Annotated in this window: 21 protein-coding genes, 1 tRNA gene and 1 other RNA gene; 7 read left to right on the top strand and 16 right to left on the bottom strand. The window is 69.4% G+C overall.

Annotated features, from left to right (window positions below; genetic code table 11):
• From BMW99_RS35635 to ffs, 6 genes are all read right to left on the bottom strand, one after another.
• The coding region (locus BMW99_RS35635) for an aspartate kinase (RefSeq protein WP_075018235.1) at positions 1–1,155 on the bottom strand (1,155 nt) is incomplete at its 3' end.
• Between the two features lie 121 nt (positions 1,156–1,276).
• Entirely contained in the window at positions 1,277–2,026 is a 750-nt protein-coding gene (locus tag BMW99_RS35630) for a DUF5063 domain-containing protein (RefSeq protein WP_079138601.1), read from the bottom strand.
• The gene (gene recR / locus BMW99_RS35625; RefSeq protein WP_069464651.1) at positions 2,019–2,618 is read right to left on the bottom strand and encodes a recombination mediator RecR; all 600 of its coding nucleotides are present in this window, start codon (positions 2,616–2,618) and stop codon (positions 2,019–2,021) included. The genes BMW99_RS35630 and recR overlap by 8 nt, the downstream gene beginning before the upstream one ends.
• A gap of 30 nt (positions 2,619–2,648) precedes the next feature.
• On the bottom strand, positions 2,649–2,981 hold the full coding sequence (locus BMW99_RS35620) for a YbaB/EbfC family nucleoid-associated protein (protein WP_075018234.1): 333 nt from the start codon (positions 2,979–2,981) through the stop codon (positions 2,649–2,651).
• A gap of 356 nt (positions 2,982–3,337) precedes the next feature.
• On the bottom strand, positions 3,338–5,788 hold the full coding sequence (locus BMW99_RS35615) for a DNA polymerase III subunit gamma and tau (protein ID WP_075018233.1): 2,451 nt from the start codon (positions 5,786–5,788) through the stop codon (positions 3,338–3,340).
• A gap of 132 nt (positions 5,789–5,920) precedes the next feature.
• Positions 5,921–6,017, bottom strand: an RNA gene (ffs, locus tag BMW99_RS35610) — signal recognition particle sRNA small type.
• A 73-nt stretch (positions 6,018–6,090) separates the two neighbouring features.
• Between ffs and BMW99_RS35605 the strand changes: the two genes are divergently transcribed.
• The 3 genes from BMW99_RS35605 to BMW99_RS35595 all read left to right on the top strand — a co-directional run bounded on the left by BMW99_RS35605 (position 6,091) and on the right by BMW99_RS35595 (position 11,041).
• Positions 6,091–6,175: transfer RNA gene (locus BMW99_RS35605), tRNA-Ser, on the top strand.
• Positions 6,176–6,395: 220 nt separating this feature from the next.
• Positions 6,396–8,498, top strand: a complete 2,103-nt coding sequence (locus tag BMW99_RS35600; protein ID WP_069464274.1) for a site-specific DNA-methyltransferase — start codon at positions 6,396–6,398, stop codon at positions 8,496–8,498.
• Positions 8,498–11,041 (top strand): DEAD/DEAH box helicase family protein, encoded by a 2,544-nt coding sequence (locus BMW99_RS35595; RefSeq protein ID WP_069464273.1) that lies wholly within the window; start codon positions 8,498–8,500, stop codon positions 11,039–11,041. The genes BMW99_RS35600 and BMW99_RS35595 overlap by 1 nt, the downstream gene beginning before the upstream one ends.
• A 176-nt stretch (positions 11,042–11,217) precedes the next feature.
• Here the strand turns inward: BMW99_RS35595 and BMW99_RS35590 are convergent, their stop codons facing one another.
• From BMW99_RS35590 to BMW99_RS35580, 3 genes are all read right to left on the bottom strand, one after another.
• Positions 11,218–12,450 carry a tyrosine-type recombinase/integrase gene (locus BMW99_RS35590; protein ID WP_069464272.1) on the bottom strand — a complete coding sequence of 411 codons (1,233 nt, stop codon included), beginning with the start codon at positions 12,448–12,450 and terminating at the stop codon, positions 11,218–11,220.
• A gap of 11 nt (positions 12,451–12,461) precedes the next feature.
• Complete coding sequence (locus tag BMW99_RS35585; protein WP_069464271.1) at positions 12,462–12,764, bottom strand: helix-turn-helix domain-containing protein; 303 nt, start codon at positions 12,762–12,764, stop codon at positions 12,462–12,464.
• Between the two features lie 153 nt (positions 12,765–12,917).
• Entirely contained in the window at positions 12,918–13,457 is a 540-nt protein-coding gene (locus BMW99_RS35580) for a helix-turn-helix transcriptional regulator (protein WP_069464270.1), read from the bottom strand.
• 288 nt (positions 13,458–13,745) lie between these two features.
• Between BMW99_RS35580 and BMW99_RS35575 the strand changes: the two genes are divergently transcribed.
• The 4 genes from BMW99_RS35575 (at position 13,746) to BMW99_RS35560 (ending at position 18,830) form a co-directional block, all read left to right on the top strand.
• The gene (locus BMW99_RS35575) at positions 13,746–15,266 is read left to right on the top strand and encodes a DnaB-like helicase N-terminal domain-containing protein (RefSeq protein WP_069464269.1); all 1,521 of its coding nucleotides are present in this window, start codon (positions 13,746–13,748) and stop codon (positions 15,264–15,266) included.
• A 251-nt stretch (positions 15,267–15,517) separates the two neighbouring features.
• Entirely contained in the window at positions 15,518–16,225 is a 708-nt protein-coding gene (locus BMW99_RS35570; RefSeq protein WP_069464268.1) for a DUF2637 domain-containing protein, read from the top strand.
• Between the two features lie 350 nt (positions 16,226–16,575).
• Positions 16,576–17,103 (top strand): MobC family plasmid mobilization relaxosome protein, encoded by a 528-nt coding sequence (locus BMW99_RS35565; RefSeq protein ID WP_069466683.1) that lies wholly within the window; start codon positions 16,576–16,578, stop codon positions 17,101–17,103.
• Positions 17,104–17,108: 5 nt separating this feature from the next.
• Positions 17,109–18,830, top strand: coding sequence for a relaxase/mobilization nuclease domain-containing protein (locus BMW99_RS35560; RefSeq protein WP_075018232.1), 1,722 nt, complete (start codon positions 17,109–17,111; stop codon positions 18,828–18,830).
• An 88-nt stretch (positions 18,831–18,918) separates the two neighbouring features.
• Here the strand turns inward: BMW99_RS35560 and BMW99_RS35555 are convergent, their stop codons facing one another.
• The 7 genes from BMW99_RS35555 to BMW99_RS35520 all read right to left on the bottom strand — a co-directional run bounded on the left by BMW99_RS35555 (position 18,919) and on the right by BMW99_RS35520 (position 26,281).
• A complete protein-coding gene (locus tag BMW99_RS35555) occupies positions 18,919–19,602 on the bottom strand; it encodes a restriction endonuclease (protein ID WP_075018231.1) in 684 nt (227 codons plus the stop codon).
• A gap of 438 nt (positions 19,603–20,040) precedes the next feature.
• On the bottom strand, positions 20,041–21,105 hold the full coding sequence (locus BMW99_RS35545) for a hypothetical protein (RefSeq protein ID WP_069463955.1): 1,065 nt from the start codon (positions 21,103–21,105) through the stop codon (positions 20,041–20,043).
• Positions 21,099–22,121, bottom strand: a complete 1,023-nt coding sequence (locus tag BMW99_RS35540; protein ID WP_069463954.1) for a glycosyltransferase — start codon at positions 22,119–22,121, stop codon at positions 21,099–21,101. The genes BMW99_RS35545 and BMW99_RS35540 overlap by 7 nt, the downstream gene beginning before the upstream one ends.
• On the bottom strand, positions 22,122–23,417 hold the full coding sequence (gene serS, locus BMW99_RS35535) for a serine--tRNA ligase (protein WP_069463953.1): 1,296 nt from the start codon (positions 23,415–23,417) through the stop codon (positions 22,122–22,124).
• On the bottom strand, positions 23,410–24,117 hold the full coding sequence (locus BMW99_RS35530) for a histidine phosphatase family protein (RefSeq protein WP_069463952.1): 708 nt from the start codon (positions 24,115–24,117) through the stop codon (positions 23,410–23,412). Before BMW99_RS35530 ends, serS begins: the two co-directional genes overlap by 8 nt.
• Positions 24,114–25,034 (bottom strand): fructosamine kinase family protein, encoded by a 921-nt coding sequence (locus tag BMW99_RS35525; RefSeq protein ID WP_069463951.1) that lies wholly within the window; start codon positions 25,032–25,034, stop codon positions 24,114–24,116. The genes BMW99_RS35530 and BMW99_RS35525 overlap by 4 nt, the downstream gene beginning before the upstream one ends.
• Positions 25,031–26,281 carry a methionine adenosyltransferase gene (locus BMW99_RS35520; protein ID WP_245791767.1) on the bottom strand — a complete coding sequence of 417 codons (1,251 nt, stop codon included), beginning with the start codon at positions 26,279–26,281 and terminating at the stop codon, positions 25,031–25,033. The genes BMW99_RS35525 and BMW99_RS35520 overlap by 4 nt, the downstream gene beginning before the upstream one ends.
• Between the last annotated feature and the right edge of the window lie 37 nt (positions 26,282–26,318).

Here is a 26,318-nt window from a genome sequence, read left to right as displayed (position 1 = left end):
GATCTCGGAGGTCGAGATCAGCTCGATGTTGACCCCGGCGTTGGACAGCGCCTCGAAGAACGTCGCGGTGACCCCGGGGTTGGTCTTCATCCCGGCGCCGACCAGCGAGATCTTGCCGATCTGGTCGTCGTAGCGCAGCGAGTCGAAGGCGATCACGGCCTGCGCCCTGGTCAGCGCCTCCATCGCCTTGTGGCCCTCGGTCTTGGGCAGCGTGAAGGAGATGTCGGTCAGCCCGGTGGCCGCGGCGGACACGTTCTGCACGACCATGTCGATGTTGATCTCGGCGTCCGCGATGGCACGGAAGATCGTCGCCGCCTCGCCCGGCTTGTCCGGCACCCCGACGACCGTGATCTTGGCCTCCGAGGTGTCGTGCGAGACACCCGAGATGATCGCCTGCTCCATCGGCCTGTCTCCTTGAGGTGGTTCGTTGCTGACCCAGGTGCCCGGAAGTCCGGAGAACGAGGACCGGACGTGGATCGGGATGTTGTAGCGGCGCGCGTACTCCACGCACCGGTGCAGCAGGACCTTCGACCCGGAGCTGGCCAGCTCCAGCATGTCCTCGAAGGCGATCCAGTCCATCTTGCGGGCCTTCTTGACCACCCGCGGGTCGGCGGTGAACACCCCGTCGACGTCGGTGTAGATCTCGCAGACCTCGGCGTCCAGGGCCGCGGCCAGCGCCACCGCCGTGGTGTCCGAGCCGCCCCGCCCCAGCGTGGTGATGTCCTTCTTGTCCTGGGACACACCCTGGAAGCCGGCGACGATCGCGATGTTGCCCTCGTCGAGCGCGGTGCGGATGCGGCCCGGCGTGACGTCGATGATCCGCGCCTTGTTGTGCACCGAGTCGGTGATCACGCCGGCCTGGCTGCCCGTGAACGACTGCGCCTCGTGGCCGAGGCTTTTGATCGCCATCGCCAGCAGCGCCATGGAGATCCGCTCTCCAGCGGTCAGCAGCATGTCGAACTCGCGGCCCGCCGGAATCGGCGACACCTGCTCCGCGAGATCGATGAGCTCGTCCGTCGTGTCGCCCATCGCGGACACCACGACGACGACCTGGTGGCCGGCCGTCTTGGTGTCGACGATCCTGCGGGCGACCCGCTTGATGCCGTCGGCATCGGCGACGGAGGAGCCGCCGTACTTCTGCACGACAAGGCCCACGTGCGCTCCTCGCTCAGGGGGGAATGCGATCAGCCCAGTTTAACGAGCGGGGGCGAGACGCCCGGCACGTATCGCATGGTGAGACGAAGCGTTCACCACGTGATCATCCCCGGCTCACCGGCTACCGGCGGCCGCGCCGCAGGCCCATCGTGCCGAGCTCGGCCTCCATGACCCGGCCCGCCTCGCGGGCCAGCTGCTCCTCGTCGTCCGCGTCGTTGCCGGTGTCCAGGCCGTCCAGCGCGTCCAGCGGGCTGTCCAGCCGCACGTGCGCCACCAGCGACTGCAGCGCCCGCAGCGACGCGCTCGCCGTCGGCCCCCAGTTCGACAGGTACGAGAACTGCCACCACCACAGCGCCTCGGAGATCCGGCCCGCCCGGAAGTGCGCCAGCCCGTGCGTCAGGTCGGCCACCACGTCCGCCATGTCGTCCGAGATCCGGCACGCCACCGGCGTGGACCGCGGCACGTACGGGTCGAACACCTCGGAGTAGACGTCGATCGGCTCCAGCAGCGACGCGAGCTGCTGCCGCAGGCTGTCCTCGTCCGGCTCCGGGCCGACGTCCGGCTCGTAGCGCTCGTCCGGCACGAAGTCCTCGTGCGCACCGAGCCGCCCGCCGGCCAGCAGCAGCTGCGAGACCTCCAGCAGCAGGTACGGGACCGCACTGTCCGGGTCGTCGCCCTTGGCCACCTCGCGGACCGAGAGGATGAAGCTCTCGATCTGGTCGCCGATCTGCACCGCGAACTCGTCCGGCTCCTGCGGCACCTCCGGCGCGGACGCCGACGTGCCCGACGCCGCCCGGGCCTGGGCCCGTGCCTGCGCGGCGGCGGCGGTCCCGGACCCGCCCTGCTTCCTGTTCACCACGGTCTCAGACATCCAGCAACCGCCTCCCTTCGAAGGCCCGCCCCAGCGTGACCTCGTCCGCGTACTCCAAGTCGCCGCCCACGGGCAGCCCGCTGGCCAGCCGGGTCACGCGCAGGCCCATCGGTTTCACCATCCGGGCGAGGTACGTGGCGGTGGCCTCACCCTCCAGATTGGGGTCAGTCGCCAGGATCAGCTCGGTGACGGTGCCGTCCGCGAGCCGCGCGAGCAGTTCCCTGATCCGCAGGTCGTCGGGTCCGACGCCCTCGATCGGGCTGATCGCGCCCCCCAGCACGTGGTAGCGGCCCCGGAACTCGCGGGTGCGCTCGATCGCCACCACGTCCTTGGGCTCCTCGACCACGCAGATCACCGCCAGGTCGCGCCGCGGATCGCGGCACACCCGGCACTGCTCGTCCTGCGCGACGTTCCCGCACACCGAGCAGAACCGCACCTTCGCCTTGACCTCGGAGAGCACGTGCGTGAGCCTGCGCACGTCCGCCGGATCGGCCTGCAGGATGTGGAAGGCGATCCGCTGCGCGCTCTTGGGACCCACGCCGGGCAGCCTGCCCAGCTCGTCGATCAGGTCCTGGACCACGCCTTCGTACACGCCGACGCGCCTTCCTCGTGGGGGTGGGGGTCAGAAACCGAGGCCGGGCATGCCGCCCAGTCCCTGGGTGAGCGGGCCGAGCTTGGTCTGCTGGAGCTGCTGCGCGGCCTCGTTCGCGTTGTGCACGGCGGCCACCACGAGGTCGGCGAGGGTCTCGGTGTCCTCCGGGTCGACCGCCTTCGGGTCGATCACCAGGGACCGCAGCTCACCGGCGCCGGTCACCGTCGCCTTCACCAGCCCGCCGCCCGCCGAGCCGTCCACCTCCGTCTCGGCCAGCTCCTGCTGGGCCGCGGCGAGGTCCTGCTGCATCTTCTGCGCCTGCTGGAGCAGCGCCTGCATGTTCGGCTGACCACCGGGGATCACGGATAGCTCCTGCCTGTGCCGTGCTGTTGCTTCGGGTACATCGGGTCCTGCGGGTCACTCGTTGTCCTGCGGGTTCCTGCGGTGATGCGGGTTCCTGCGGTGATGCGGGTCCTGCGGTGATGCGGTACTGCGCGTTCTTCAGGTGCTTCAGCCACCGGGGCTTCTGCCGGTCCTGCGTGTTCTTCGTGACAGAGCGAGCCTACGTGCTCGTACGGCCCAGCGCTCTACGCCGGACGGAGGATCGGCGCGCCGTGGCATCCCTCAGGAGTACCCCGGCGCCTCACCCGAACGGCCGCGCTCCCCCAGCGCGCGGGCGACGCCTCCGCCACCGGCGCGAAACCGCAGGTCGGCGGGGGTCAGCCGTGATCGATCTCCTCGATCACGGTGGCACCCAACTCGCGGATGAACAGGTCGTGACCACTCAGTGCGGAGTCGACCAGATCCGGGTCGTCGTCCTCGGGGATGTCGTCCTCGAGCGGCGGAGGCTCCTCGGGCGGGGGCGCCGGCGCGTGCTGCTCCGCGGCGCGGGGGCCGGTCGGGCCTCCGGAACCGCCGGCCGCCCGGGCGCGCGCGGCCGTCGCCGCGGCGGTGGCGGCCGCGGACGCCGGGGCTGCGGACGGGCCGCCGCCCTGGCCCGGCCCGTGGCCGTTGCCGTCGGCGTGGCCAGGTCCGCTGCCGTGCGCGGGGCCCGCCGGGCCGGGCGCACCGCCGCGGTCGTACGCGGCCTGGGCGCCGGACGGCTGCTGCGGGGCCGGAGGGCGCGGGGCGCCGCCACCTCCGCCGAAGCCGCCACCTCCGCCACCGCCACCGCCACCGGGGTCGACGAGGGTCTCGATCCGCCACGACGTGCCCGCGACCGAGGTGATCGCCTGCTTGAGGACGTCCTCGCTGTCGCCGTTGGCGAAGCTGTTGCGGGCGCCCGGATTGTCGAAGCCGATCTGCAGCGTCTCGCCGTCGAAGCCGACGATGCGGGCGTTGTTCAGCAGCAGCATCCAGGTCAGGCGGCGGTGCTTGACGGCCTCCAGGATCTGCGGCCACAACTGGCGCACCCGCGAGGGGTCGCCGACGGGGGCGGACGCCTGCGGGGCCGCCGGAGCGGGCCGGGACTGCGCCTGGGGTTGCGGTGGTGACTGGGGTTGCGACTGCGCCGGGGCTTGGACCTGCGCGGGGGGCGCGGCGGCAGGACGGGCGGCGGTCTGCGCCTGCGGTTGCGCCTGGGCCTGGGCCTGGGCCTGCGGGGCCGGGGCGCCGGGAGTCGCGGCGGTCGGCCACGCGCCGGGGCGCGACGCGGCGGGTTCGGCAGGGGGTGCCGGGGGTGCGGCCGCGCCGCTCCCGGACGCGGTCGGCCAGGCGCCCGGGCGGGCACCCTGCGGCTCCTCCGCGGGCGGGCCCGACGGGGCGGACGGACCGGAAGGGGCGGACGGAGCAGCCGCGTCGGGTTCGGCAGCGGCCGGCGGTGCGTACGCGGGAGCCGCCGCGGGCTGCGCGACGGCCGGCGGGGCCGGGGCGGGTTCAGGGGCAGCTTGTGCCGGCGGGGCCGGAGGCGCGTGAACGGGCTCGGGCACCGGTCGGCCCATCGCGGCGCGAGCCGCCGCGGACCCGCCAGGACCTGCGGCCGGGGTCGCGCCCGCCGGGGCGAAGCCCGCCGCGCCGACACCGCGTTCCAGCCGGTCCAGCCGCGCCTGCAGCGACCGCTCGTCCTCGTACGCGGCCGGCAGCAGCACGCGCGCGCAGATCAGCTCCAGCTGCAGCCGGGGCGAGGTGGCGCCGCGCATCTCCGTCAGCCCGGCGTTGACCAGGTCGGCGGCGCGGCTCAGTTCGGCGGCGCCGAACACCGACGCCTGGGCCCGCATCCGCTCCAGGACGTCGCTCGGCGCGTCGATCAGGCCCTTGTCCGCCGCGTCCGGCACGGCCGCGAGGATCACGAGGTCCCGCAGGCGCTCCAGCAGGTCCGCGACGAAGCGGCGCGGGTCGTGGCCGCCCTCGATCACGCGGTCCACGATCTCGAAGACCGCCGCGCCGTCACCGGCCGCGAACGCGTCCACCACGTCGTCGAGCAGTGCGGCGTCGGTGTATCCGAGCAGGGCGGTGGCCATGGCGTACGTCACACCGTCGCTGCCGGCGCCGGCCAGCAGCTGGTCCATCACCGACATCGAGTCACGCACGGAGCCCGCGCCGGCGCGCACGACCATGGGGTACACGCCGTCCTCGACCCGGATCTGCTCGCGCTCGCACACCTCGGAGAGGTGGTCGCGGAGCGTGCCCGGGGGCACCAGGCGGAACGGGTAGTGGTGGGTCCGCGACCGGATCGTGCCGATGACCTTCTCGGGCTCGGTCGTCGCGAAGATGAACTTCAGATGCTCCGGCGGCTCCTCGACCACCTTCAGCAGGGCGTTGAAGCCCGCCGAGGTGACCATGTGCGCCTCGTCGATGATGTAGATCTTGTAGCGGCTGCCCGCGGGCCCGAAGAACGCCTTCTCCCGCAGGTCACGGGCGTCGTCCACGCCACCGTGGGAGGCCGCGTCGATCTCGATCACGTCGATCGACCCCGGCCCGTTCCTGGCCAGGTCGAGGCAGGACCGGCACTCGCCGCACGGCGTGGGCGTCGGCCCCTGCTCGCAGTTCAGGCAGCGGGCGAGGATCCGGGCGCTGGTCGTCTTCCCGCAGCCGCGCGGCCCGCTGAACAGGTACGCGTGGTTGACCCGGTTGTTCCGCAGCGCCTGCTGCAGCGGGTCCGTGACGTGCTCCTGCCCGATGACCTCGGCGAAGGTCTCGGGTCGGTAGCGGCGGTACAGGGCGAGTGACACGCCTACGAGCCTATCCGCGCCCACCGACATCGCGCCCCACCCACGGCCACTCCCGGACCCCGCCCCCACCACGAGCCGTCCCCCGGCCCGCCCGCGAACCGTCCCCCGACCGCTCCGGGCTGTCCCCGGGCATGCAAAGACCCCCCACGTACCCGCCAGAGCCCACCTACCCTTGCTGCCTTCCGGCCCTGGGGGAGTTCAGCGAGATAGCGCCACGTGAGGGGCTGAGCCCAACCTTACCCGATCGCCCCGCCCGGGATCGAGTTCGCAACCACCCCCCTCGGTCTTGTACTGTTCCCCACGGAGGATTCGCCTAGAGGCCTAGGGCGCACGCTTGGAAAGCGTGTTGGGGGCAACCCCTCACGAGTTCGAATCTCGTATCCTCCGCAGCTGCCCACCAGGGCAGACGAGGGCCCCGACCGCTCAGCGGCCGGGGCCCTCGTCGTCGTGTGGTCTCAGTTTTGGTCTCAGTTGCCTTGCCACGGGCAGCCAGGAAGGACCACTCGAGGCGCACGTAAGACCTGGTCAGTGTTGTGGTTTGCCGTCGTTTCCGCCGGGGCTCCGACAATATGGGCAACGTCATCTCCATACCGCAAGGGATCGCCGCATGGCCTCGAACTCGACGCCCCGACACCAGGGCCGTCTAGAACTGACCTGGACCGACAAGGACAAGACGCTCCTGTCGACCGGGGACGGCAAGTACGACTACACCTTCGTCGATCCGACCGACTACCGGGTCTCCGAGGTTCGGCTCCTCCACGAGGTAGGCCGAGTCGAGGCGCCGACGCCTGAGAGCCGCCCTGCGGAGTTGCCTCAGCCGACTAGCGACAACCTCTTGATCACGGGCGACGCGATGCACGCACTGGACGCGCTCGCCAAGATCCCGGCTTACTCCGAGAAGTACGCCGGAAAGGTCAAGCTCGTCTACATCGACCCGCCCTTCAACACCGGCCAGGCGTTCACCCACTACGAAGACAACATCACGCATTCGATCTGGCTCACACTCCTCCGAGACCGGATTCGCCAGATCAGGCCACTACTGGCGGACGACGCATCGGTGTGGGTGCATCTCGATCACATGGAGTCGCACCGGTGCCGTGTCGTCCTCGACGAGGAGCTCGGGGAGAACAACTTCGTCGCCGAGGTCGCCTGGCAGAAGGCGGACTCGCCTCGGAACGACACCAGGCTCTTGTCGACTTCGCAGGACACGATCCTCGTTTACCGCAAGTCCGAGTCCTGGGTCCCCAACAGGATGCCTAGGCTCGCCGCCTCGAACACGAGCCGCTACCAGCAACGCGATGGAGACCCCATCCCGTGGCGTGACGGAGATGCGACCGCGGGCAAGGCAGCGACGAACCACCCGATGGTCTATGCCATCCAGCACCCCGTCACAGGGGGCCTGATGTATCCGACAGCAGGCCGCTGCTGGGGCAAGGCGCAGTCATGGATGCTGGAGCAGATGTCGGAGTACGCGCCTTACGAGCTGCGTGACATCGGTGACGAAGCTGAGCGCGCACGCATCTGTGGTACCACGCCGGGAATGGTCAAGGCCGGTGTACCGGCGATCATGCTGTCCGTGTCTGTCGAGGAAGCCGCCAAGCATGCCCGCACACGCTACGACGCTGGCCACTGGCCCGACATCGTCATGCTCGGGCTCCGGGAACGCATCCAGCGTAAGAAGCACCTCGAGGACAACGGACGCGTGCCCGAGACTCTCTGGCTGGGCAGCGAGGTAGGAGGAAATCTTCGCGGGAAGATCGAGATCAAGGCTCTCTTCCCCGACGAGCATCCGTTCGCGACGCCAAAGCCGGAGCGTCTGCTGGCCCGCGTCATCCATATCGCGTCGAACCCCGGCGACATCGTCCTGGATTGCTTCGCAGGATCGGGCACCACCGCAGCTGTTGCCCACAAGATGGGGCGCCGTTGGGTTACCAGCGAGCTTCTGCCCGAAACCGTGGCCCGATACACGCTGCCCCGGCTCACCAAGGTAGTCAACGGACAAGACCCCGGGGGCATCACCACCATTACCGAGCGAGTCTCAGCCGTTGGCGAAGACGAGGGCGAAGAGCGCGATCTGCCCACCGGGATGACCCCTGAGGAGGCTCAGGAGTTCAACCGGCTACTCACCAAGGTCACCAAGGCAGCCGATGAGGATCTCGACGCCGCCACGATCAGGGCTCTCAAGGCAGCCACCAAGACCAAGAACGTCACAACGGACAACTGGCACGGCGGCGGAAGCTTCACACACCTCCAGGTCGGTGAGTCCATGTTCGTCGAGATGGCAGGGATGGTCCTCCTGGCCGACTGGGCCACTCAGGGCGCCCTGGCAGAAGCCATGTGCGCCCAGCTGTCCGTGGCTTACGAACCGGACGGAATTTTCGCAGGCAAGCAGGGCCGCGCAAGGTACGTCGTCATCGACGGCATGGTCGGCCCGGGCACGATCGCCTCCATCGTCGACAGGCTCGCTGAGGGCGAGATGGTCGAAGTCTGGGCGACACAGATCCAGGATGGCGCGGTCGAGGCCCTGAAGCAGGCCCGCAGCGGCTCTCGGCTCGAACTGATCCCCGATAAGGTCCTCGACAACTACCGTCGCAAGTCGGCTCGCAAGTCGCCGTTCGGCGCAGGGCGTTCCATGCCGTCGCCCCGAGACGCGGACGACTCGGCTGAGCCCGCTGCCGCTGTCGCCGCAACTGATAGGGAGAGCGCCTGATGGGCGTGTTGCAGTTCCAGCCTGAGCTCCTTGACCAGGTCGCCCACCGGCTCACCCTGCGCGAGCCGAACCGTAAGGCGATCGAGTCGGTTTTGCTCCGCACGTCCGACCACTACGACGTGCAGGAGAAGACCGAGCCGTACGAGTGCATCGTGGATTCGGCGACCGGCGTTGGAAAGACCTACGTCATGGCCGGCCTGATGGAGTATCTGGCGGGGGCCGAGACTCCGGCTCGGAACTTCCTGCTGCTGGCACCGGGAAGGACAATCCGCGACAAGTCGGTTCTCAACTTCACCGCCGGCAACCCGAAGTCGATGCGCCGCATGCTTCGATCCGCCCCCTACGTCATCACGGCCGACAACTTCAACACTCCGGCAACCAGGACAGCGATCGATGACCCGACGACCACAAAGCTCTACATCTTCACCGTTCAGGCACTGACCTCTCCTACCGGCGAGGGTCGCGCTACGCACGTGCCCCTGGAGAATCTGGGCACGTCCTTCTTCGACTATCTAGCGCAGCTCGATGACCTCGTGATCCTCGCGGACGAACATCACTGCTACCGAGGACCGGCGTTCTCCAGGACAATCCGGGACTTGAAGCCCCAGCTCGTGGTCGGTATGACCGCCACCCCCGTCAAAGCAGATGAGTCTCTCGTCGCGTTCCGTTACCCGTTGGCAGCCGCGATTGCTGACAGGCTCGTGAAGACACCTGTGATGGTGGCCCGCCGCGACGACCGCTCCGACGTCGAGACGAAGCTGCTCGACGGTGTCAACCTGCTGCGCTACAAGGGCCAGATCGCCGATGCCTACTGCGACGAGAACGATCTGGTCCGGGTCAATCCCGTGATGTTGGTCATCGCCCGGAACATCGAAGAGGCCGAAGAGTTTCAGAACGTGCTCGACACCGCCTCCTTCGACGGCGGCTCCTGGGTTGGGAAGACACTGCTGATCCACTCGAAACTGACCGGTGATGCCAAGGAGAAGGCATTGGCCGATCTCCAGGCCGTCGAGGATCCCGACTCGCCGATCCGCATCATCATCAGCGTCGGCATGCTGAAGGAAGGCTGGGACGTCAAGAACGTCTACGTGATCGCGTCCATGCGCGCGTCGGTTTCGGAGGTCATGACCGAGCAGACCCTCGGTCGCGGTATGCGTCTCCCATTCGGCGACTACACGGACGTCGAGATCCTCGACACGCTCGAAATCTTGGCCCACGAGAAGTACGGCGCACTACTCGAGAAGCGGAAGGTCCTCAACGAGGCGTTCATCGACTATGGCACCTACGCCGAAGTCCGCCGACTCGCCGACGGTAGCTCCGTGGTCCGCCAGAAGACAGTCGAGAGCGATGCGGATGTTATCGGTCTGCCCGGCGAGAACGCACCCGCAGGTGTCAGCGACGGCGGGGGCAACGGGCAAGGTCCCCAGGAGATTTCGCCCTCGCCCGGTACGAAATCCTCGACTCCGGCCGCCCCAAATACGCCTGGCGTCGTGGACGTAGAGACCCGTACGCGCGAGGCGGCAGAGGCCGCGAAGAATAATTCCGGCGTCGTTGAGTACGCCCCGCTGCCTGACCGGCCTCCTGTATTGATCCCCCTGCTGATCTCGGTGCCTCAGTTTGTCACGGTCAGCCTGAATGACATAACCGACGACGGCCCGTTCGAGCGGCTCGGCCGCACCCTCACCGCGGACTATTCCGATGAGCTTAAGCGAACCAAGATCGTTGCGACTCACGATGGCCGCAAAGTCGAAGTGGGCACCGAGACAGCGGCTGACATAGTGGTCTCCGCGCTGCCGCTCGACATCCCTCTCGCGATTACGCGGAATTCCTTGGTCCAGCGCGTCATGTCCGTCAAGGGTGTTCCGAACCGTCCACTGGAGGTCGGCGCTGCTCAGCGAATCGTTGACCATCTCATCGGGGCCATGGGCGACAAGGCGAGCGAACATCTTTCCGCCTTCATCGACCGGTGCGGCCAGCGCCTTGCCACCGAGGTTGCGAGAACCCTCCGAGCCTCTACTCAGGCCCAGGTCTCCTACGCCGATGACGTAGAGATCGTCGCGCTCAGTAAGACACGCGTGACGCGCAAGCGTCGGAAGGCAGGCCACGCCGACGGTTCATTCGACAAGGCCATCGCGTTCAACGGATGGAGCAAGAATCTCTACAGCCATGCCTGGTTCGACACCGCTCCGGAGTTCAAGGCGGCCAATGCAATCGACAGCGGGAAGAGCGTAGCCGTGTGGGCACGTCTGCACGTCAACGATGTGCCCATCAAATGGACTTCGGAGGGAAGGGAATACAACCCCGACTTCGTTGTCATCGAAGAGATCGACGGAGAGCGCATCGGCTGGCTGGTAGAGACGAAGGCCGACAGAGACATGACTTCCGAGGAGGTAGTCGCCAAGCGGAGGGCAGCTCGCCGGTGGGCAAACACCGCGAATTCCTCGCCCGACGTCGATGTGACTTGGAAATACCTCCTCGTAGGAGAGCAAGATGTCGAAGACGCGCAAGGGGAATGGGAGTTCCTGAAGGGCTTCGGTCAGTAACAAGCCACGCGTCCTGGGAGGATTGCAGCCGGCCCTGAGAGCACATCTGGCGGCACTCTTCGATCGCCTCGTGAAGTCATCCTTTCGGGTGACCAAGCGTACGTCCGCGTCGGCTGACGCGCTGTGACGGGTGAGCCCCAGCCGGAAACGGTCAGGGCTCACCACGTGATCTGGTCTCAGCTGGAGCTCTCGAACCCATGATCAGGCTTGCGCCAAAGGATTTCGCCCACCTTTGTGGCTGTCTCCATGAGCAGTGGATCGGTCACGTGCTGGTACCGCTTCGCCATCGACGCCGAGGACCAGCCCATGATCGACATGACGATCCGCTCGGGGACGCCGAGGAGCAGGAGGACTGTGGAGGCGGTGTGGCGGGCGTCGTGGAGGCGGGCGTCGCGGACGCCAGCTTCCTGGAGGAGCTCCTTCCAGTGGTGGTAGTCGGTGTTGGGGATGAGGGGCTCGCCGGTCGGTGAGGTGAAGACGTAGCCCTTCTCCGTCCAGAGTTGGCGGGCCGCGGAGCGTTCCTCGGCCTGGAACTCCTGGTGCTGGCGAAGGAGCTTCGCCAGTTCCTCCGGGAGGCCGATCGTGCGCTTGCCCGCGCGGGATTTGGTGTCCTTCGTCTCGCGGCGGACCTGGGTGCGCTGGCGGCAGTAGCCGGGCTTCCGGCCGCACTCCCCGCCGCAGCCGTGGGTGTACTTCGGGCGGAGCCGCCCGCGGCGAACGCGGACGACGCCTGCGTCGAGGTCGACGTCCGACCACTGGAGGCCGAGGACTTCGCCCTGCCGGAGGCCGAGAGCCAGAGCGATGACCCAGCGGGCGGTGTTCCGGCGCTTGCCTGCGGCCAGCAGGATGCGCTGGACCTCCTCCACGGAGTACGGCTCGATTTCCTCCTCTTCGAGACGCGGCGCCTTGGCGATCTTGGCGACGTTCACCGTCAGGTGGCCTCGACGGACGGCTTCGCCCAGCGCGACCCGGAGGGTGCGGTGGGCCTGGTGGGCGGTTGCGGGCTTGCTGCCAGCGTCCTGCATCTTCTTGTAGAAGCGCTCCAGGTGCTCCGGCTCCAGCTTGATGAGGCGGTGGGCGCCCAGGCCGGGTACGAGGTGGACGCGGACGGCGACCTCGTACCCGGCGATGGTGTTCTCGGTGACGCTGATCGGGGCGATGTTCTCGATCCAGTGGGTGAGCCACGTCTTGACCGTCCAGGCCTGGCCGGGCTTGCGGACGGTGCCGGCGTCGCGCTGCTTCTCCAGTTCGCGGACGAGCTTGGTGACCTCGGCGCGGGTCTTGCGGGAGACGTGGCGGCGGTCGGGGGTGCCGTCGTCCTTGACACCGACGGACACGCGGCCGTGCCAGCGGCCGTCCTTCCCCTGGTAGATGGTGGAGGCGCCGTTGGGCTGGCGGGCGTTGGTCATGTCCGTCCCCCTCAGGCCGCGGTGGTGAAGTTGGAGGCGTCGCCGTTCTGCTGGGCGACGAAGACGGCAAGTGCCTCGGCGGGTATGCGGCGGAGGCTGCCGATCTTCACGGACGGGATCTGGCCGGAGGAGACGTACTCGTACATCTTGGTTCGGCCTATGCCGATGCGGCGGGCGGCTTCGACGACGGTAAGGGCGACAAGGGTGGGGTCGCCCGGGGAGCTGTCGCGGGCAGCGACGAGGGCGCGCAGGTCCTGCTCGGGGACGCCGAGCAGGAGGGCGATCTGGGCGACCGGAAGGTCGTTGGAGCGCAAGGAGGAAACCTCTCTTGGCGAGGTGTCGGGGCGGCAACCCCGGCCTCGCCGGTGGTGATCGTTCATGGGGTACGGGCGGTTGTGCTGGTGATGCGGTGGGGCATGGCTGATCCGCCGGTGTTCGTAGCACCGGCAGGAAACTGAGCCGTTGGGTTACGAGGCGGTGCCCTCGTCCGGGGTGCGGAGCCAGCTCTGCAGTTTGGGGGGAGCCCCCCGGTGGTGGCGGAACTCGCCGTTGGAGGCGACGGCCATCTCGTGCGTGAGCAGGGCCTTGACCATGTCGTCCTGGTCGGGGTGGGCCTCGGTGTACGCGCGAAGTTCAGCTTGGACGGCATCCATGGACTTGCCCAGTGCGCGCCACTGCTTCCACTGCTCGACGTACTCGCCGACGAGTCTGCGGACATGCGGGTTGGCGATGAGGCCCGGAGGGGCGGTGAGTTCGTCGAGGGCGATGTCGAAGACCTTGCAGAAGCCGAGGGCCTCGTCCAGGTTGACCCGACGGCGGGGCTTGCCGCTCTCGATGCGCCAGATCGCGGACTGGTTGACCGGGTGGCCGGCCTCGGTCATGCGCTCGGCGAGCGTGACGGTGCTCCAGCCCCGGACTTCCCGCTCCATCTTGATGCGCTGCGCGACGTAGTCCTCCGGTAGAGGACGTTCGGGTCCGGCCGCGCGGGCTGTTCCTTCCTCGGTCATCGCGTCCTCCTCCTTCGGTTCGGGCCGTCGGGCGACGGCACGGGCGGGGACTCAAGTAGTAAAGCTCATTCGGAAGCGGAATGCAAGCTAGTCATTATCGAACGGATGGGGTATGATCATGGGACCCCCTGGGGACAGGGGCGAACGCGAAGGAGAGAACGAAGAAGCCCCCGGCGCTACGAACACCGGGGGCTGAAGCAGAAACCTCAACAACCGCCCGTACCCACGAACGATCAAGACCGGCTGGCTGGGATTGCCGTCCCGCTGCCTGCCAGGTGAGGAGTTTCCGTGAACCAGCGTACGGCCCCGGGGCCGGATACGCCATCTCGTCCACCGGCCGAGGCCCCTGCAGCAGACGAGCCGCCCAACGACCTCGTGGCTGAGCAGGCGGTTCTCGGCGCGTGCATGTTCCACCACCGCGCCGTGGACGAGGTGCGCGCGCTGCTGGTGCCGGAGGACTTCTACCGGCCCGCGCACGAGACGATCTACCGGGCGATCCTCGCCCTACGTGCCGACGACGCACCCACCGACCCGATCGTGCTCACCGACTACCTCCTCGGCAGGGGCGACCTGAGCCGGGTCGGCGGCGCCCCCTATCTGCATGTCCTGGCCAGCGCCCCGCCGACCGTCGCCAACGCCGAGCACTACGCCGAGATCGTCCGCCGCAAGGCCGACCTGCGCCGCCTGCGGGAGAACGGCATCCGCGCCGTGCAATGGGCCACCGAGCCCGGCGCCGATCCCGACGCGATACGAAGCGCCGCCGAGGCCGAGCTGCGTACCGAGCGCGATCGGGCACTCGCCTCCGGCGGCGGCCGGTTGTCGCGCTACCTGGTCGACGGCTGGCGGTTCGTCACCGAGACCGGCGCCGACACCGACCCGCTGTGGGGCACCCGCGAGCAGACCGCCTGGTCCTCAGGCGAGAGCCTGATGATCGTCGGGCCGCCCGGCGTCGGCAAGACGACGCTGGCCCACCAGGTGGTCCTCGCCCGCCTCGGCCTCCAGAGCACCGTCCTGAACATGCCCGTCTCCCCCAGCGAGCGGGTGCTGTACCTGGCCATGGACCGCCCCAAGCAGATCGCCCACGCCATGGCCCGCCGCATCACGCCCGAGCACGAAGCGGTCCTGCGCGACCGGCTCGCCGTCTGGCAGGGACCGCTGCCCGCCACCCTCGACAAGGAGCCCGACCTCCTCGCCGACCTTGCCGCCGCCCACCAGGCCGACACCATCGTGATCGACAGCCTCAAGGACGCGGTCAGCACCCTGGTCGACGACGCGCTCGCCGTCGCCTTCCACAACGCCCGCATGCGCGCCCTGCGAAACGGCGTCGAGGTCATGGAACTCCACCACCAGCGCAAGGCCACCGCCGACGCCCCGCGCGGCCAGCGCCCCACCCTCGACCGCGTCTACGGCTCCACCTGGATCACCTCCGGCGCGGGCAGCGTCCTGTTCATCGCCGGAGAAGCCGGCGACCCCGCCGTCGCCATCCACCACCTCAAGACCCCGACCGGCGAGATCGGCCCCCTCCAGGTCATCCACGACCACGAACGCGGCACCACCACGATCGAGCCCACCTTCGACCCGGTCGCCATCCTCCGCGCCCACCCCGGCGGCCTCACCACTCGCGACCTCGCCGCCGTCCTCAGCGGCCAGGCCAACCCGGACCGGTCCGCGGTGGAGAAGGCCAGGAGGCACCTGGAACGCCTCGTCAAGAGCGGTCACGCCAGGAAGACCGAAGGCGCGGCAGGCGGCACCGGAGGCGGCCAGCAGGCCCGCTACCAGGTCTCCAACCTTCACATCGCCGTCGGCTGACCGCACCTCCACCACGGCGCCCGGACCGTACACGGGGGCGTACACGCGGCCCCAACCGGACCGAGCCGCACGAAGCGTGCCCACCCGTCCACGCCGCAGACGAAACCGCAGGTCAGACGATCACGCGACCGTACACGGCGCACACGCCGCCAGGCGTACACGCGCGAACCCCCCTTTAGAAGGGGGTTTGCGTGTACGCCCCCCTCCTCGGCCCCGTGATCACCCCGAAATCACCCATGGAGAACCCCCGCATGACCAAGCACACCGCCGAGCGCTACGCGCTCGCCGCCGCCGGGACCGTCATCATCGTCCTCACCGCCAGCGGCTTCTGGCTCTCGTACGCGCACCTCGCCCAGGTCGCCGGACAGCACGGCCTGAAGAACTCCCCGATGCGCCAGTGGACCTGGCCCGCGACCCTCGACGCGTTCATCGTCGCGGGCGAGCTGCTGATGCTCCGAGCCGGCCTGCGCAAGGTCCCCGACTGGTGGGCCATCGCCCTCACCGCAACCGGATCGGTCGGATCCATTGCGCTCAACGTCGCCGGGGTGAGCGGAACCCGGCACGGAACCGCAATCCCCCTCCTCGACTACGTCGTCGCCGCCGTCCCACCGACCGCCGCCCTCCTGGCCTTCGGCGTGCTGATGCGGCAGATCCACCAGCTCGTCACCGAACCCGGCGATACCGCGACACCGACATCCGCCCATCAGACGGAACCACCCCGCGCAGAAACGCAGTCCGCAGACCCGCAGCCCTCCCCTCGCGGAGGCCGCCCGGCGGACGCCACGCTCGACGAACTCGTCGAGATCGGCCGGGTAGCGGTCGCCGAGCACGGACGCCTCTCCCGCGCCGTCGTCCAGCAAGCCATACGCGACAAGGGCCTCAAGGTCGGCGGACAACGGCTCACCCAGGCCATGGGCGTCCTGAGGGCGGAACTCGACACGGCACAGGGCGATGCCTGACCGCCCGGGACAGAGCTGGGGTGATCGGAACCGTTCCGATCATGCCGGTCCATTCACCGCTCACACACCCGCGGCACCGGCGCGAGCCAGCCGGACGTGACGCTCCCCACACCCGGCCCCACGGCCGCCGTCGAGGTGTTACGCCCATCCCGCCCCCACCTTCCGGAGCACCAGCCATGACGTACCTCCCGCGCCCCGCAGAGACCACGCCCGACGGGCTCACAGAGCAGACGAAGTCCCATAAGCTGAATGGCCTGTTGCGGCGCGCGTTCGGAAAACCGGCCCCTGGCGGAGCCAGTAGTACCCCGAGTCCGACTCGCGGCCGGTCTCGGGGGATCTCCGTCCCAGGGGTGGCGGAGACGGCCCAGCGCGAGGGCGCGCAGGGCCGGGAGGTCGGGGCTGCGCCCGACCCGGACACGCTCCACGCCACCCAACGAGCCGTCCTCACACCTGCGCCCGCTGAACCCGCCGCGCAAGGCGTGCAGCCCACGATCCGCCGCTTCACCGGTGACAAGCGCGCCGTCCGCGTCGGCCCGTTGCGCTTCACTCCCGACGAACACTTCCGCATACGCGAAACGGCTGCGGAGCACGGCTACAAAGGGGAATCCGGTTTCGCGGCCGACGTCGTCCTCGCGTTCGTCGCGGGCCGGTTCACCGCCAACCTTCCGCTGTCCGAGGACCGTCGCCGCACGCACATGTTCCGCTCCCAGGTCCTGCGCGCCCTCAGCCGGGTGGGCAACAACGTCAACCAGATCGCCCGCGCCCTCAACAGCGACCTCGCCCCACCGGACGTCCGCGAATGTCTCGACGAACTGCACCACCTGCTCACCACGATCGCGGAAGCCCTGCGCGAGCCCGCCGACCATGCGGAGGTCTGACACCGGTGATCGCTGCCATCAAGCCCGCGGGTGCCAACACTCGAGGCCTGCTCGCCTACCTCTACGGCCCCGGCCGCCACGACGAACACCTCGACCCTCACATCGTGGCCGGGTTCGCCATGCTCGGCATGCCCGACCCCGGCCGCGACGAGCACGCCACCCTCACCGCCCTGGCCCGCCACCTCGACGCGCCCGTCGCCCTGCGCAACAGCGAGTTCGGCAAGCGCGTGACCGACCACGTCTGGCACTGCCCCGTCCGTGCCGCCCCCGAGGACCGCTTCCTGTCCGACGCCGAATGGGCAGAGATCGCCCAGCGCATCGTCACCGCAGCCGGCATCGCCTCGGAAGGCGACGACCTGGCGTGCCGGTGGATCGCCGTCCGGCACGCCGACGACCACATCCACATCCTCGCCACCACCGTCCGCGAAGACGGCCGCCGCCCCAAACTCCACGACAGCGGCAAACGGGTCGGCAACCAGTGCCGAGAGATCGAGAAGGACTACGGCCTGCGCCGCCTGAACAAGGGCGACTGCACCGCCACCCGCGCCCCCTCTCAGGCCGAGATGCACAAGGCCGCACGCCTCGGCTGGCAGCAGACCAGCCGCGCTTGGCTCCAGGACTGCATCCGCGCCGCCATACCCCACGCCACCACCGCCGAAGAACTCCTGGCCTACCTCGAAGCCGGCGACGTCATGGTCAAGGTGCGCCGCGGCCCGTCCGGCGACCTCCTCGGCTACTCCGTCGGCCGCCCCGGCGACCTCAACAGCCACGGCGAGCAGATCTACCACCCCGGCGGGAAGGTCGCCCCGGACCTCACCTTGCCCAAGCTGAAAGCCCGCCTGGAGACCCGCACGCCCGAGGAGTACCCCACCGCCCGCCGCAACCGGCCCGCCACCCCGTGGCAGCACGCCACCGAAGCCCTCGACACCTTCAGCTATGAGATCGGCGGTACTGGCGAAGGCGCTGACGCTCGCGGCCAGGCCCAGATCGCCGCCCTCGGCGAACTCATCGAAGCCACCGCCCAAGCCGCCCCCGCGGAGCTACGTGCCGAACTCCGTGCGGCGGCACGAACCTTTGCCCACGCCCAGCGATCCCAGATCCGCGCCGAACACGACACCGCCACGGGACTACGAACCGCCGGGCGCGACCTCGTCAACGCCAGCCTGGGCAAGGACGGCAGCCCCCTCGCCGTCCTGCTCTCCGCCCTCATCTGGTCCGCCATCCTCACCGAACGCTGGCACACCGCCCGACACCAGGCCCAGCAGGCCGCCGCCGCGCACCAGAGCGTCCAGCACCTCCAAGCCGCCTACGACCAGGCAGCCGCACCCCAGCTCGCCGCCCTCGCCCGACGCCAACCCAGCCCAGGCACGTACGCCGCCCTCGCCCACGACGTCCGCACCGCCATCCCGGACCACGCAGGACGCATCCTCGCCGCCCCCGACTGGCCCGCCCTCGCCACCGTCCTCGCCGACGCCGAGGCCGGCGGCCACCGACCCGCCCGCCTCTTGAAAGAAGCCGCCGAACAACGCGAACTCAACACCGCCCGCATGCCAGCCCGCGTCCTTATCGGCCGCATCCAACACACCGCCCGCAACCCCGCACCGAACCCGCGAGCGGAAGCAGCCCTCCTGCGATCCGCCCATCGTCCGACCACACGCCAGCACGCCAAGGAACCGACACCGCCGCGCCCCGCGCTCCCGAGCGATTCCCAGCGTCGCCACCGGTAAAGGCCGATGAGAGCGGAGGAGCCGAAGCTCCCGGAGTTCCGACCCTGCGCTCCAGCGGGGGCCTGGCGCAGGCCAGCCCCCGCTTCTGTCACGACAGTGACGGTGATCTGCGCGGTGGCGGCAGTTCGCGCAAGACCTCCCATATGGGCCGCGATCCGGACGCCCATGTGCCGAGCAGACGCCGGTCGACGAGATGGAGCTTCTGGGACTTCGCCAGCGGCGGGCAGTTGGCGGTGAAGCGGCCGTTGGTCACCATGACGACCACGTCGGCGCCGTGCAACTGCCGGGCGGTGCCGTTGAGGACGTGCAGGTCCGGGGTACCGACGGCGGAACCACGGTCACCGTCGCGACGGTGCTTGCACTGGATCACCCAGCGACGGCCGAAGGGGTCGGTGGCCTTGACGTCAGCACCGTTGTCGCCTGCTCCGCCGACCTGGACCGCGTCGCGGCAGCCGTCCCTGCGCATCAAGTCACGCACGGCGTGCTCGAACTGCCTGTGGTGCAGGGCATCGAGCTGGGACAGCGCGTACCGCAGGTTCTGGGCGTGCACGGCCTGCCACTGCGCCTGCTGGGCGCGCTGGTGCCACCACGCTCCCGCGGCAGCACCGGCTGCGAGCAGAAGGAGCACGAGGATCCAGACGTGGGCCAGTAGCCAGGTGACCACTGTCACGATGACCACGATCGCGACACCGACCGCCAACAGGGCCGGAATGAGCGAGTCGCTGTTCTTCCTACGCGCGGGCCGGCGCCTCACCGGGGCCTTGCGGGTCATCGCCCCCTCCTCGGGGAGGGGAAACGGATCGGGTATGAGACGGTGGAGTGGGGGCGCGGCCGCATTCGCGGCGCGTCCGGGAATTTGATCGGGTAGGACGCCGTAGGGCGTGGCGCCGTGTGGTGCGGGTGCCCCTTTGCGGGCGGGAACGTGATCGGATAATGCACCGTGCGGGCCGGCGCGGGCCCCGTGTGTCCCGGATCCGCGGAGGCCTGGCCGTGGTTGCCCGCCGCCACAAATAAGAGCACGCCGAACACCAGCACTGCGGTCCCCGACCCTGCCGCGGAACGCCAGTGCCCCCGCACCGACGTCCCGTCGGCCTTGACGTACCTGTCTATCCAGGGCATGCGCCCCCCTCAACTCGTGGCCTGCCCCCGTGCGCACTTCATGCTCGCACCCACCACTGACAATCAGTGTTGAGAAGATCACGAGAAGTGATCATCCGTCCGACATGCGAGCAGCCGTGCGTACGACACCGGCTCGGCCTGGACGTTGCGCCTGCCGGCCCATTCGTCTCGACGGCGAGTGCGGGCGTGCAAGCAGGTCTTCCATCTGCGCTGAGACGTGGTGCCAGCCGACAGCGGTCGTGCAGGCGCATTGCCAGTGCTGATGAAAGCGGCGGACGGCGCGGCTCAGCCCCAGGGCGGCTACTCCCGGGGGAACGCGATGGAGAACCTGGCGGGTGATGCCCCCGGCGCCGCGTGCGGAGGGGGTGAGGCCATGGGCGAGGAGGAGCGTGGCGGTACGAACGGCATCAAGCACCTCGTGGGGCGCGGCGTCGGCCAAGCAGCCGTAGATCAGCTCGGGCCATGGGGCACGGGAGCGGGCCCAGGCGAGGCGTTCCAGGGAAGTGCCGAGGTCAAGGGCGAGGCGGTTGGGATGCTCGGCGTTCCAGAGGAGGACGATGTCGCCTAGCGGGAGACCGGCGTGGTCGAAGCGGAGGGTGATGCCTTCCACCTGGCGGCGATGCCAAATGACGAGGCGGCCTCGGAAGGTGATGTGGCGAGCGTGGAGGCCGAGGCGGGACAGAACGGTGAGGAGCTGGTCGAAGGCAGTGGCATAGGCGTTCAGGTCGCGGACCAGCTCGACGCGGGACGTGTTGACGAACGACGTCAGGAAGCCGTCCTGAAGGGTGCCGCCCGGACCGCGTTTGGCGGTGAGTCGGACGACCGGTTGGGGGATGAAGCCCTGGCGGTACGGGACGGTGCCGCCGTCCTTGAGTACGGGGTCGAGGGCCTGCACCGCGGAGATGGTCAGCTCGGTCTCGCGGCCCCAGCGCAGGGGGAGGCAGGCGGCTCGGGGGACGCCTTGGTCGGCGAAGGCGGATTCCAGGAGCGTGAGTAGGTCCGGCCAGGGCAGAGCGCGGCGAGGCGGGCGGTAGGGCGTTGCGTGGTCCCGATGGCGGACGAGCAACTGGTCGCCGTCGATGGTGAAGTTCCAGTGCGGTCCGAGTGCTTTACGGAGGAGGCCGGGTATCTCGGCGGGATCCGGTGCGGTCAGCATGAACGACTGGCCAGGGCTTCGAAGTGCCGCTGCGGGTCGAAGCGCTGCTGGCCGAGGGCCTGCACGGCTGCCGCGTCGAGGTCTTCGGTGCGGGCGATGGCTTCGGCGAGTGCGTGTGCCGCTGTCTCGTCGTCGGCTTCGGGCGGAACAACCGTGGTCACGCCGGTGTCCGGGCAGAGCGCGGCTTCCGCGCAGGTGCCCTCGCGCCAGCTCAGGGCGGCCACCGGTGTCCCCGCGCGCAGGGCTTCGCCGAAGACGGCCGCGCCTGCTTCGACGTAATCGCGGGCGTACGTGTAGACGAAGGTGCCGGCCTGGTGGAGGGCTGCGGCCTTGGCGGAGCCGCCGAGTTCGCCGACCCATTCGACGTGGTCGGCGGCGAACTGCCGCTCGTGGCGTTCGACGTACCCGCGGTCGAAGACCGGGCCGACCAGGCGTATGCGGCGGCCGAGGATATCGGCAGCGCGGACGGCGAGGTGTGGTGCCTTCTCCGCGTCGATGCGGCCGAGCCACACCAGGTCGCTGCCCTTGACAGCGGGCGGCTCGGCTTCGTCCAGGCCCAGATGGACGGCCAGTTCCGGGCGGGGCTGGTGCGTGGCGTACCGCTCGGCCATCTCGGGCGAATAGCAGTACAGGCGGGTTCGTTCGCCGTCGAAGGCGTCCGGGGCGTGGCGGAAGTCGGGATTGTGCTGGAAGGTGGCGACGTCGCAGTCGAGTAGATCCCGTGTACGTCGCCAGGCGGGAAGCGTCGGGTATTCGTGTCCGACGACCAGCAGGTCGTAGCCGGTCGCAGTCAGGTCAGCGGCGGCGGCCGACCCCGGCTCGGTGTCCTCCAGCCGCACGGGCCTCCTGGTCCAATTCGGGCCGAGGTCGTCGCGCCAGGCCGGTCCGAGGAGGTGGACGTCGGCGCCTGCGGCTTTCGCCCCGATGGCGACTGCCCACAGCCAGCGTTCGATCCCGCCGTATCCGGTCGGGGGGAATGCGTAGCTGCCGGGGAAGTCGCAGACGCCGACTAACACCTATGCCTCCGAGGGTTTTCCGTCCGCCGTGATCCGGCGGAAGCCCAGGTACGGGACGAGGGACTGCGGGAGCAGGACAGAGCCGTCCTGCTGCTGGTGCTGCTCCAGGACCGCGGCCAGGGTGCGGCCGACGGGCAGGCCAGAGCCGTTGACGGTGGCGGCGGGGGTGGGCTTGCCGTGCTCGTCGCGGGTGCGGATGCCGGCGCGGCGGCCCTGGAAGGTGCCGAAGTCGGAGATCGAGGAGATCTCGCGGTAGGTGCTCTGGCTGGGCAGCCACACCTCGATGTCGTAGGTGAGCTGGGCGGAGAATCCGGTGTCGCCGGCGGCGAGGGTGACCACGCGGTAGGCGAGGTCGAGTTCCTTCAGGCAGGCCTCGGCGTGGCCGACCATCTTCTCCATCTCGGCGCGCGAGTCGCCGGGCGCGCAGATGCGGACCATCTCGACCTTGGAGAACTGGTGCTGGCGGATGAGCCCGCGGGTGTCCCGGCCGTACGAACCGGCCTCCGAGCGGAAGCAGGGGGTCTGCGCCGTCAGGGCAATGGGAAGTTGGGTCGGCGGTACGACCTCGTCCGCATAGAGGTTGGTGAGCGGGACCTCGGCCGTGGGAATGAGGAAGAGTTCGCGGTCGGCGACGCCGGTGGCGAAAAGGTCCTCCTCGAACTTCGGGAGCTGTCCGGTCCCGGTCATGGTTTTGCGGGTGACCAGGAAGGGCACGGAGTGCTCGGTGTAGCCGTGGCGGCGGGTGTGCAGGTCGAGGAACAGGCTGACGAGGGCGCGTTCCAGCGCGGCGCCGACGCCGCGCAGAACGCTGAAGCGGGGACCGGAGAGCTTGGTCGCGCGGCCGAAGTCGAGGATGCCCATCGCTTCGCCGAGGTCGACGTGGTCCTTGGCCTCGAAGGCGAAGGACTGGGGGTTCCCGACCCGGCGCTGCTCGACGGCGAAGTCCTCGGAGTCCCCGTCCGGGGCCTCGTCGGCGGGCAGGTTCGGGATGGTGAGCAGCAGCGCGGTCAGCTCGTGCTGCGCATGCTCCTGCTCGGCCTCCGTCTCACGGATCCGCTCCTTGAGCTTGCGCGCCTGCTCCTTGAGGGCGGACGTGTCGCCCCCGGACCTCGCGGTCTTCTGCACCTCGGCCGCGACGGACTTGGACTCCGATCGCAGTTCGTCGACGACACGGATGCTCTGGGTACGGCGGGACTGGAGGGACTCCAGAGAGGAGAGGTCCAGGGCGTAGCCGCGACGGGCGAGGCGGCGTACTGCCTCGTCTCCCATGTCGATCAGAGCGCGTGCATCATGCATGAGGGGGTCTCTCCTCGGGCGGGGTCCGTAGAGGATCGAAGGTAGCAAGGACGGGCATCCCTCCTTGACGAGATTCGGGCCAGTCACACTCGGTCGGCTGTGTGTGAGACCCGCTGGTGTCGATGCTGTCGATCAGCCGGCTGGTGAGGGCTTGCAGCCGGGTGTCGGCGACGACGACCGGCTCCAGGCAGGGTGCCTCCGGGAAGAAGAGCGGGAGCGGTTCGCCGGGCGGCTCGGACAGCGCCCAGCCGACCAGGGAGAGCAGGAGACCGTGTGCGACGACGGCCCGCGGGCCGGGAAGCCGCAGGGCATTGCGGACGCCGGTGAGCATGCGGACGAAGGCCTCACGTTGGGATTCCGCGGCTCCGGGCGGGCGGGTGCAGGGGCCGTGCAAACCCAGCCAGGTGGCGTAGTCGAGGAACGGGCCCCCTTCGAAGCCGCCGTAGTCGATCTCGTTGAGGCGAGCGTCGACGTGTAGCTCTGGCTGGGTCGGACCCGCGAGGAGGACCGCGGTCTGCTGCGTCCGGGCGAAGGAGCTGGTGATCCACGTCCGGGGATGACCGACGGCACCCGAGTCCCGCAGGCGATGGCAGGCCGCGACGCCCTCGTCGCTGATCGGCAGCCTGACGCCCGGATCTCCGTTCACGAGGTAGCGGGTGCTGTACGACGTGCTCGCGTGCCGGATGAGGATCGTCGTCACGGAGTCGGCCCCCAGTCGATGGAGCGGTACAAGGCGGTGAGGACGTCGGCCATGCGCTCCTGGCGGGGGTCTCCCGTGTCCTCGTAGTAGAGGAGCCCGTCGAGTCCGATGAGCAGGCACCAGGGCAGGATGCGGGCCTGCGGGAGGCCCGAGCGGCGGGCAGCCTCGCGGAGCCGTTCTTCCGTGGCGTGGCCGAGGCGGTAGTAGATCGTCCAGAAGGCCCAGTCGAAGAGGGCGTCGCCCTGCATGGGCAGCGGGTCGAGCAGAACGGGACGGCCTTGGCGGGTGAAGGCGACGTTTTCCCGGTAGAGGTCGCTGTGCAGCACCGTTCGACGGAAGAGGGTTTCCGCGAGGCCGTCCAGGTAGGGCTTGATCTGGACGATGCGGGAGCCGTGGAGGCTGGTGAGCGCGCGTTCTCGTATGCGGGGCAGGAGTTCGTTGGCGAGGTGATCGGCGAGTGAGGGGAACGTGCCCGGAACGACGTCCCGACCGACGCCGTGGGCCTGCTGAAGTGCTTCGGCTACCAGCGCGGTTTCGCCGGACGGCGGCTCGTGGCCGCCGGGCCGTCCAGCGATCATGCGCAGGAGCGCGGCGGACAGCTCGTCCGCGGTATCGAGAACGACGCGGTCAGGACCGGGGTGCCAAAGACGCAGGGCGGCGGTCTCATGGACGTAGCGGTCGGGGTCGAACCAGGTCTTCACCAGGACGGGCCGGTCCTGGCGGTCGAGGGCTGTGGCGAGGACGCTGGCGTGACCGGCGTCGTGATAGCCGGTGAGCCGCAGATTCCACCGGCGTCCGGCGTCCGTGAGCAGCTGGGGGACACGGTCGAGCCACGCCTCCGCTGCCCCACCGTAATGAGCGATGAGGCGACCGCGGCAGGTCAGGGATGGTGGCGGCAGGAGGGGAGGCGTCGTCAACTGAGCAGCACTCCTTCCCGCACCAGCTCCTGCGTGAGCGTCGGGAATCCCGCCAGCGTCTCCAGGACGAGGGCCTGGACCGTGTCCACCTGGACGTCCGGGCGGGAGAGGCGCACGAGGACTCGCCAGGGTTGGTCCAGCGGCTCGCCGGTGGCGCTGACCATGTGGACCTCGGCGTGGCCGCCCGTCTCCTCGTGGAGGCGGTGCGCCAGGCGGGCGGCGGCCAGGTTGTAGAGCTTGCCGACGTGGTAAACGGGGTTCTTGCCGCTGGCGCCCTCCATGTTCATCGGCCGCAGCGGGGTGATCAGGCCGTTGACACGGTTGCCGCGGCCCACCACGCCTTCGTCACCGGACTCGATCGAGCTGCCGGAGTACGTCAGGTACAGCTCGTCCTTCTCCGGAACGTCGCGGACGTTCAACCGGAAGTCGACCGAGGTGCCGGGCAGGTACTCGGCCGCGATCCGACGGCACTCGGCGAGGACGGTCTCCTTGTTGGCGAGGTACGCGGCCCGGTCGGGCACGAACCGGCTCTTCTGCGGAACGCACAGGACGACATCGGCCTGCTCGCCGTCGTAGTAGCCCATGACCTTGACGTCGCTGCCGCACCACGGGTGCGCCCGGGTGAACGGCGTGACGTCGGAGAAGCCGTCGGTCAATTCCCGCACCAGCACCTCGAACGGCGTGTGAGGTGCCCAGCCGGTGCCGATCGAGGTGTCGTTGGCGATGAGCGTCTGCCTCTCGCGGAGGTCCTCGACGGACCGGGGTGCGAACCAGCGGGTGCGCTCGGGAGCGTCGGTGTCGGTGATGACCGCGCCCGGGCTGGAATTGGCGGTGATGTGGAAGTGGAGGTCGAGGTGGTCCGCGAGTTCCGGCAGGCGCTCCGCGAAGAACTCCCGGATCGTCTGCTCGGCCAGCTCGCGCACCGGGATCTCCGTACCCCCGCAGGCGCGGGCGGCCCTCCCGTTGACCAGGACGCGGACGGGCGCCTTCATCCCGCCGGCGCCGTACTCGACCCGGCTCGCGCCGCCCAGGAGGGCGAGCTTGTCGAAGTTGTGGTGGAGGACGGCGCCGAAGGCCTCCTGCGTGTGACGGCTGTACGCCTGGGAGAGCCGTTCGGCGAGGTGGTCGGCCAGGGTGTCCGGATGCCCGAACCCCTTGCGTTCCACGATGGTGGTCCCGTCCGGGGCCGGCCCACCCGTCTCGATGACGATCCGGCTGCTTCCAGACGTGCACATGGTGCGGTTCACGTGTTGCTCCTTGGCGTTGGGAACGGATGGAGCGGGG

It is taken from the genome of Actinacidiphila rubida (genome assembly GCF_900110255.1).
Classification (GTDB): Bacteria; Actinomycetota; Actinomycetes; order Streptomycetales; family Streptomycetaceae; genus Actinacidiphila; species Actinacidiphila rubida.
Note: the sequence above shows the minus strand (reverse complement) of the source record. Positions and strands in the feature narration are given on the sequence as shown.

Excerpts from the sequence above, each read along its gene's own strand:
- BMW99_RS35545 (WP_069463955.1), bottom strand. The coding sequence starts at position 21,105 with ATGCTGACCGCACCGGATCCCGCCGAGATACCCGGCCTCCTCCGTAAA.
- BMW99_RS35595 (WP_069464273.1), top strand. The coding sequence starts at position 8,498 with ATGGGCGTGTTGCAGTTCCAGCCTGAGCTCCTTGACCAGGTCGCCCAC.
- serS (WP_069463953.1), bottom strand. The coding sequence starts at position 23,417 with ATGCATGATGCACGCGCTCTGATCGACATGGGAGACGAGGCAGTACGC.
- BMW99_RS35555 (WP_075018231.1), bottom strand. The coding sequence starts at position 19,602 with ATGACCCGCAAGGCCCCGGTGAGGCGCCGGCCCGCGCGTAGGAAGAAC.
- BMW99_RS35590 (WP_069464272.1), bottom strand. The coding sequence starts at position 12,450 with ATGACCAACGCCCGCCAGCCCAACGGCGCCTCCACCATCTACCAGGGG.
- BMW99_RS35630 (WP_079138601.1), bottom strand. The coding sequence starts at position 2,026 with ATGTCTGAGACCGTGGTGAACAGGAAGCAGGGCGGGTCCGGGACCGCC.
- BMW99_RS35600 (WP_069464274.1), top strand. The coding sequence starts at position 6,396 with ATGGCCTCGAACTCGACGCCCCGACACCAGGGCCGTCTAGAACTGACC.
- BMW99_RS35580 (WP_069464270.1), bottom strand. The coding sequence starts at position 13,457 with ATGACCGAGGAAGGAACAGCCCGCGCGGCCGGACCCGAACGTCCTCTA.
- BMW99_RS35570 (WP_069464268.1), top strand. The coding sequence starts at position 15,518 with ATGACCAAGCACACCGCCGAGCGCTACGCGCTCGCCGCCGCCGGGACC.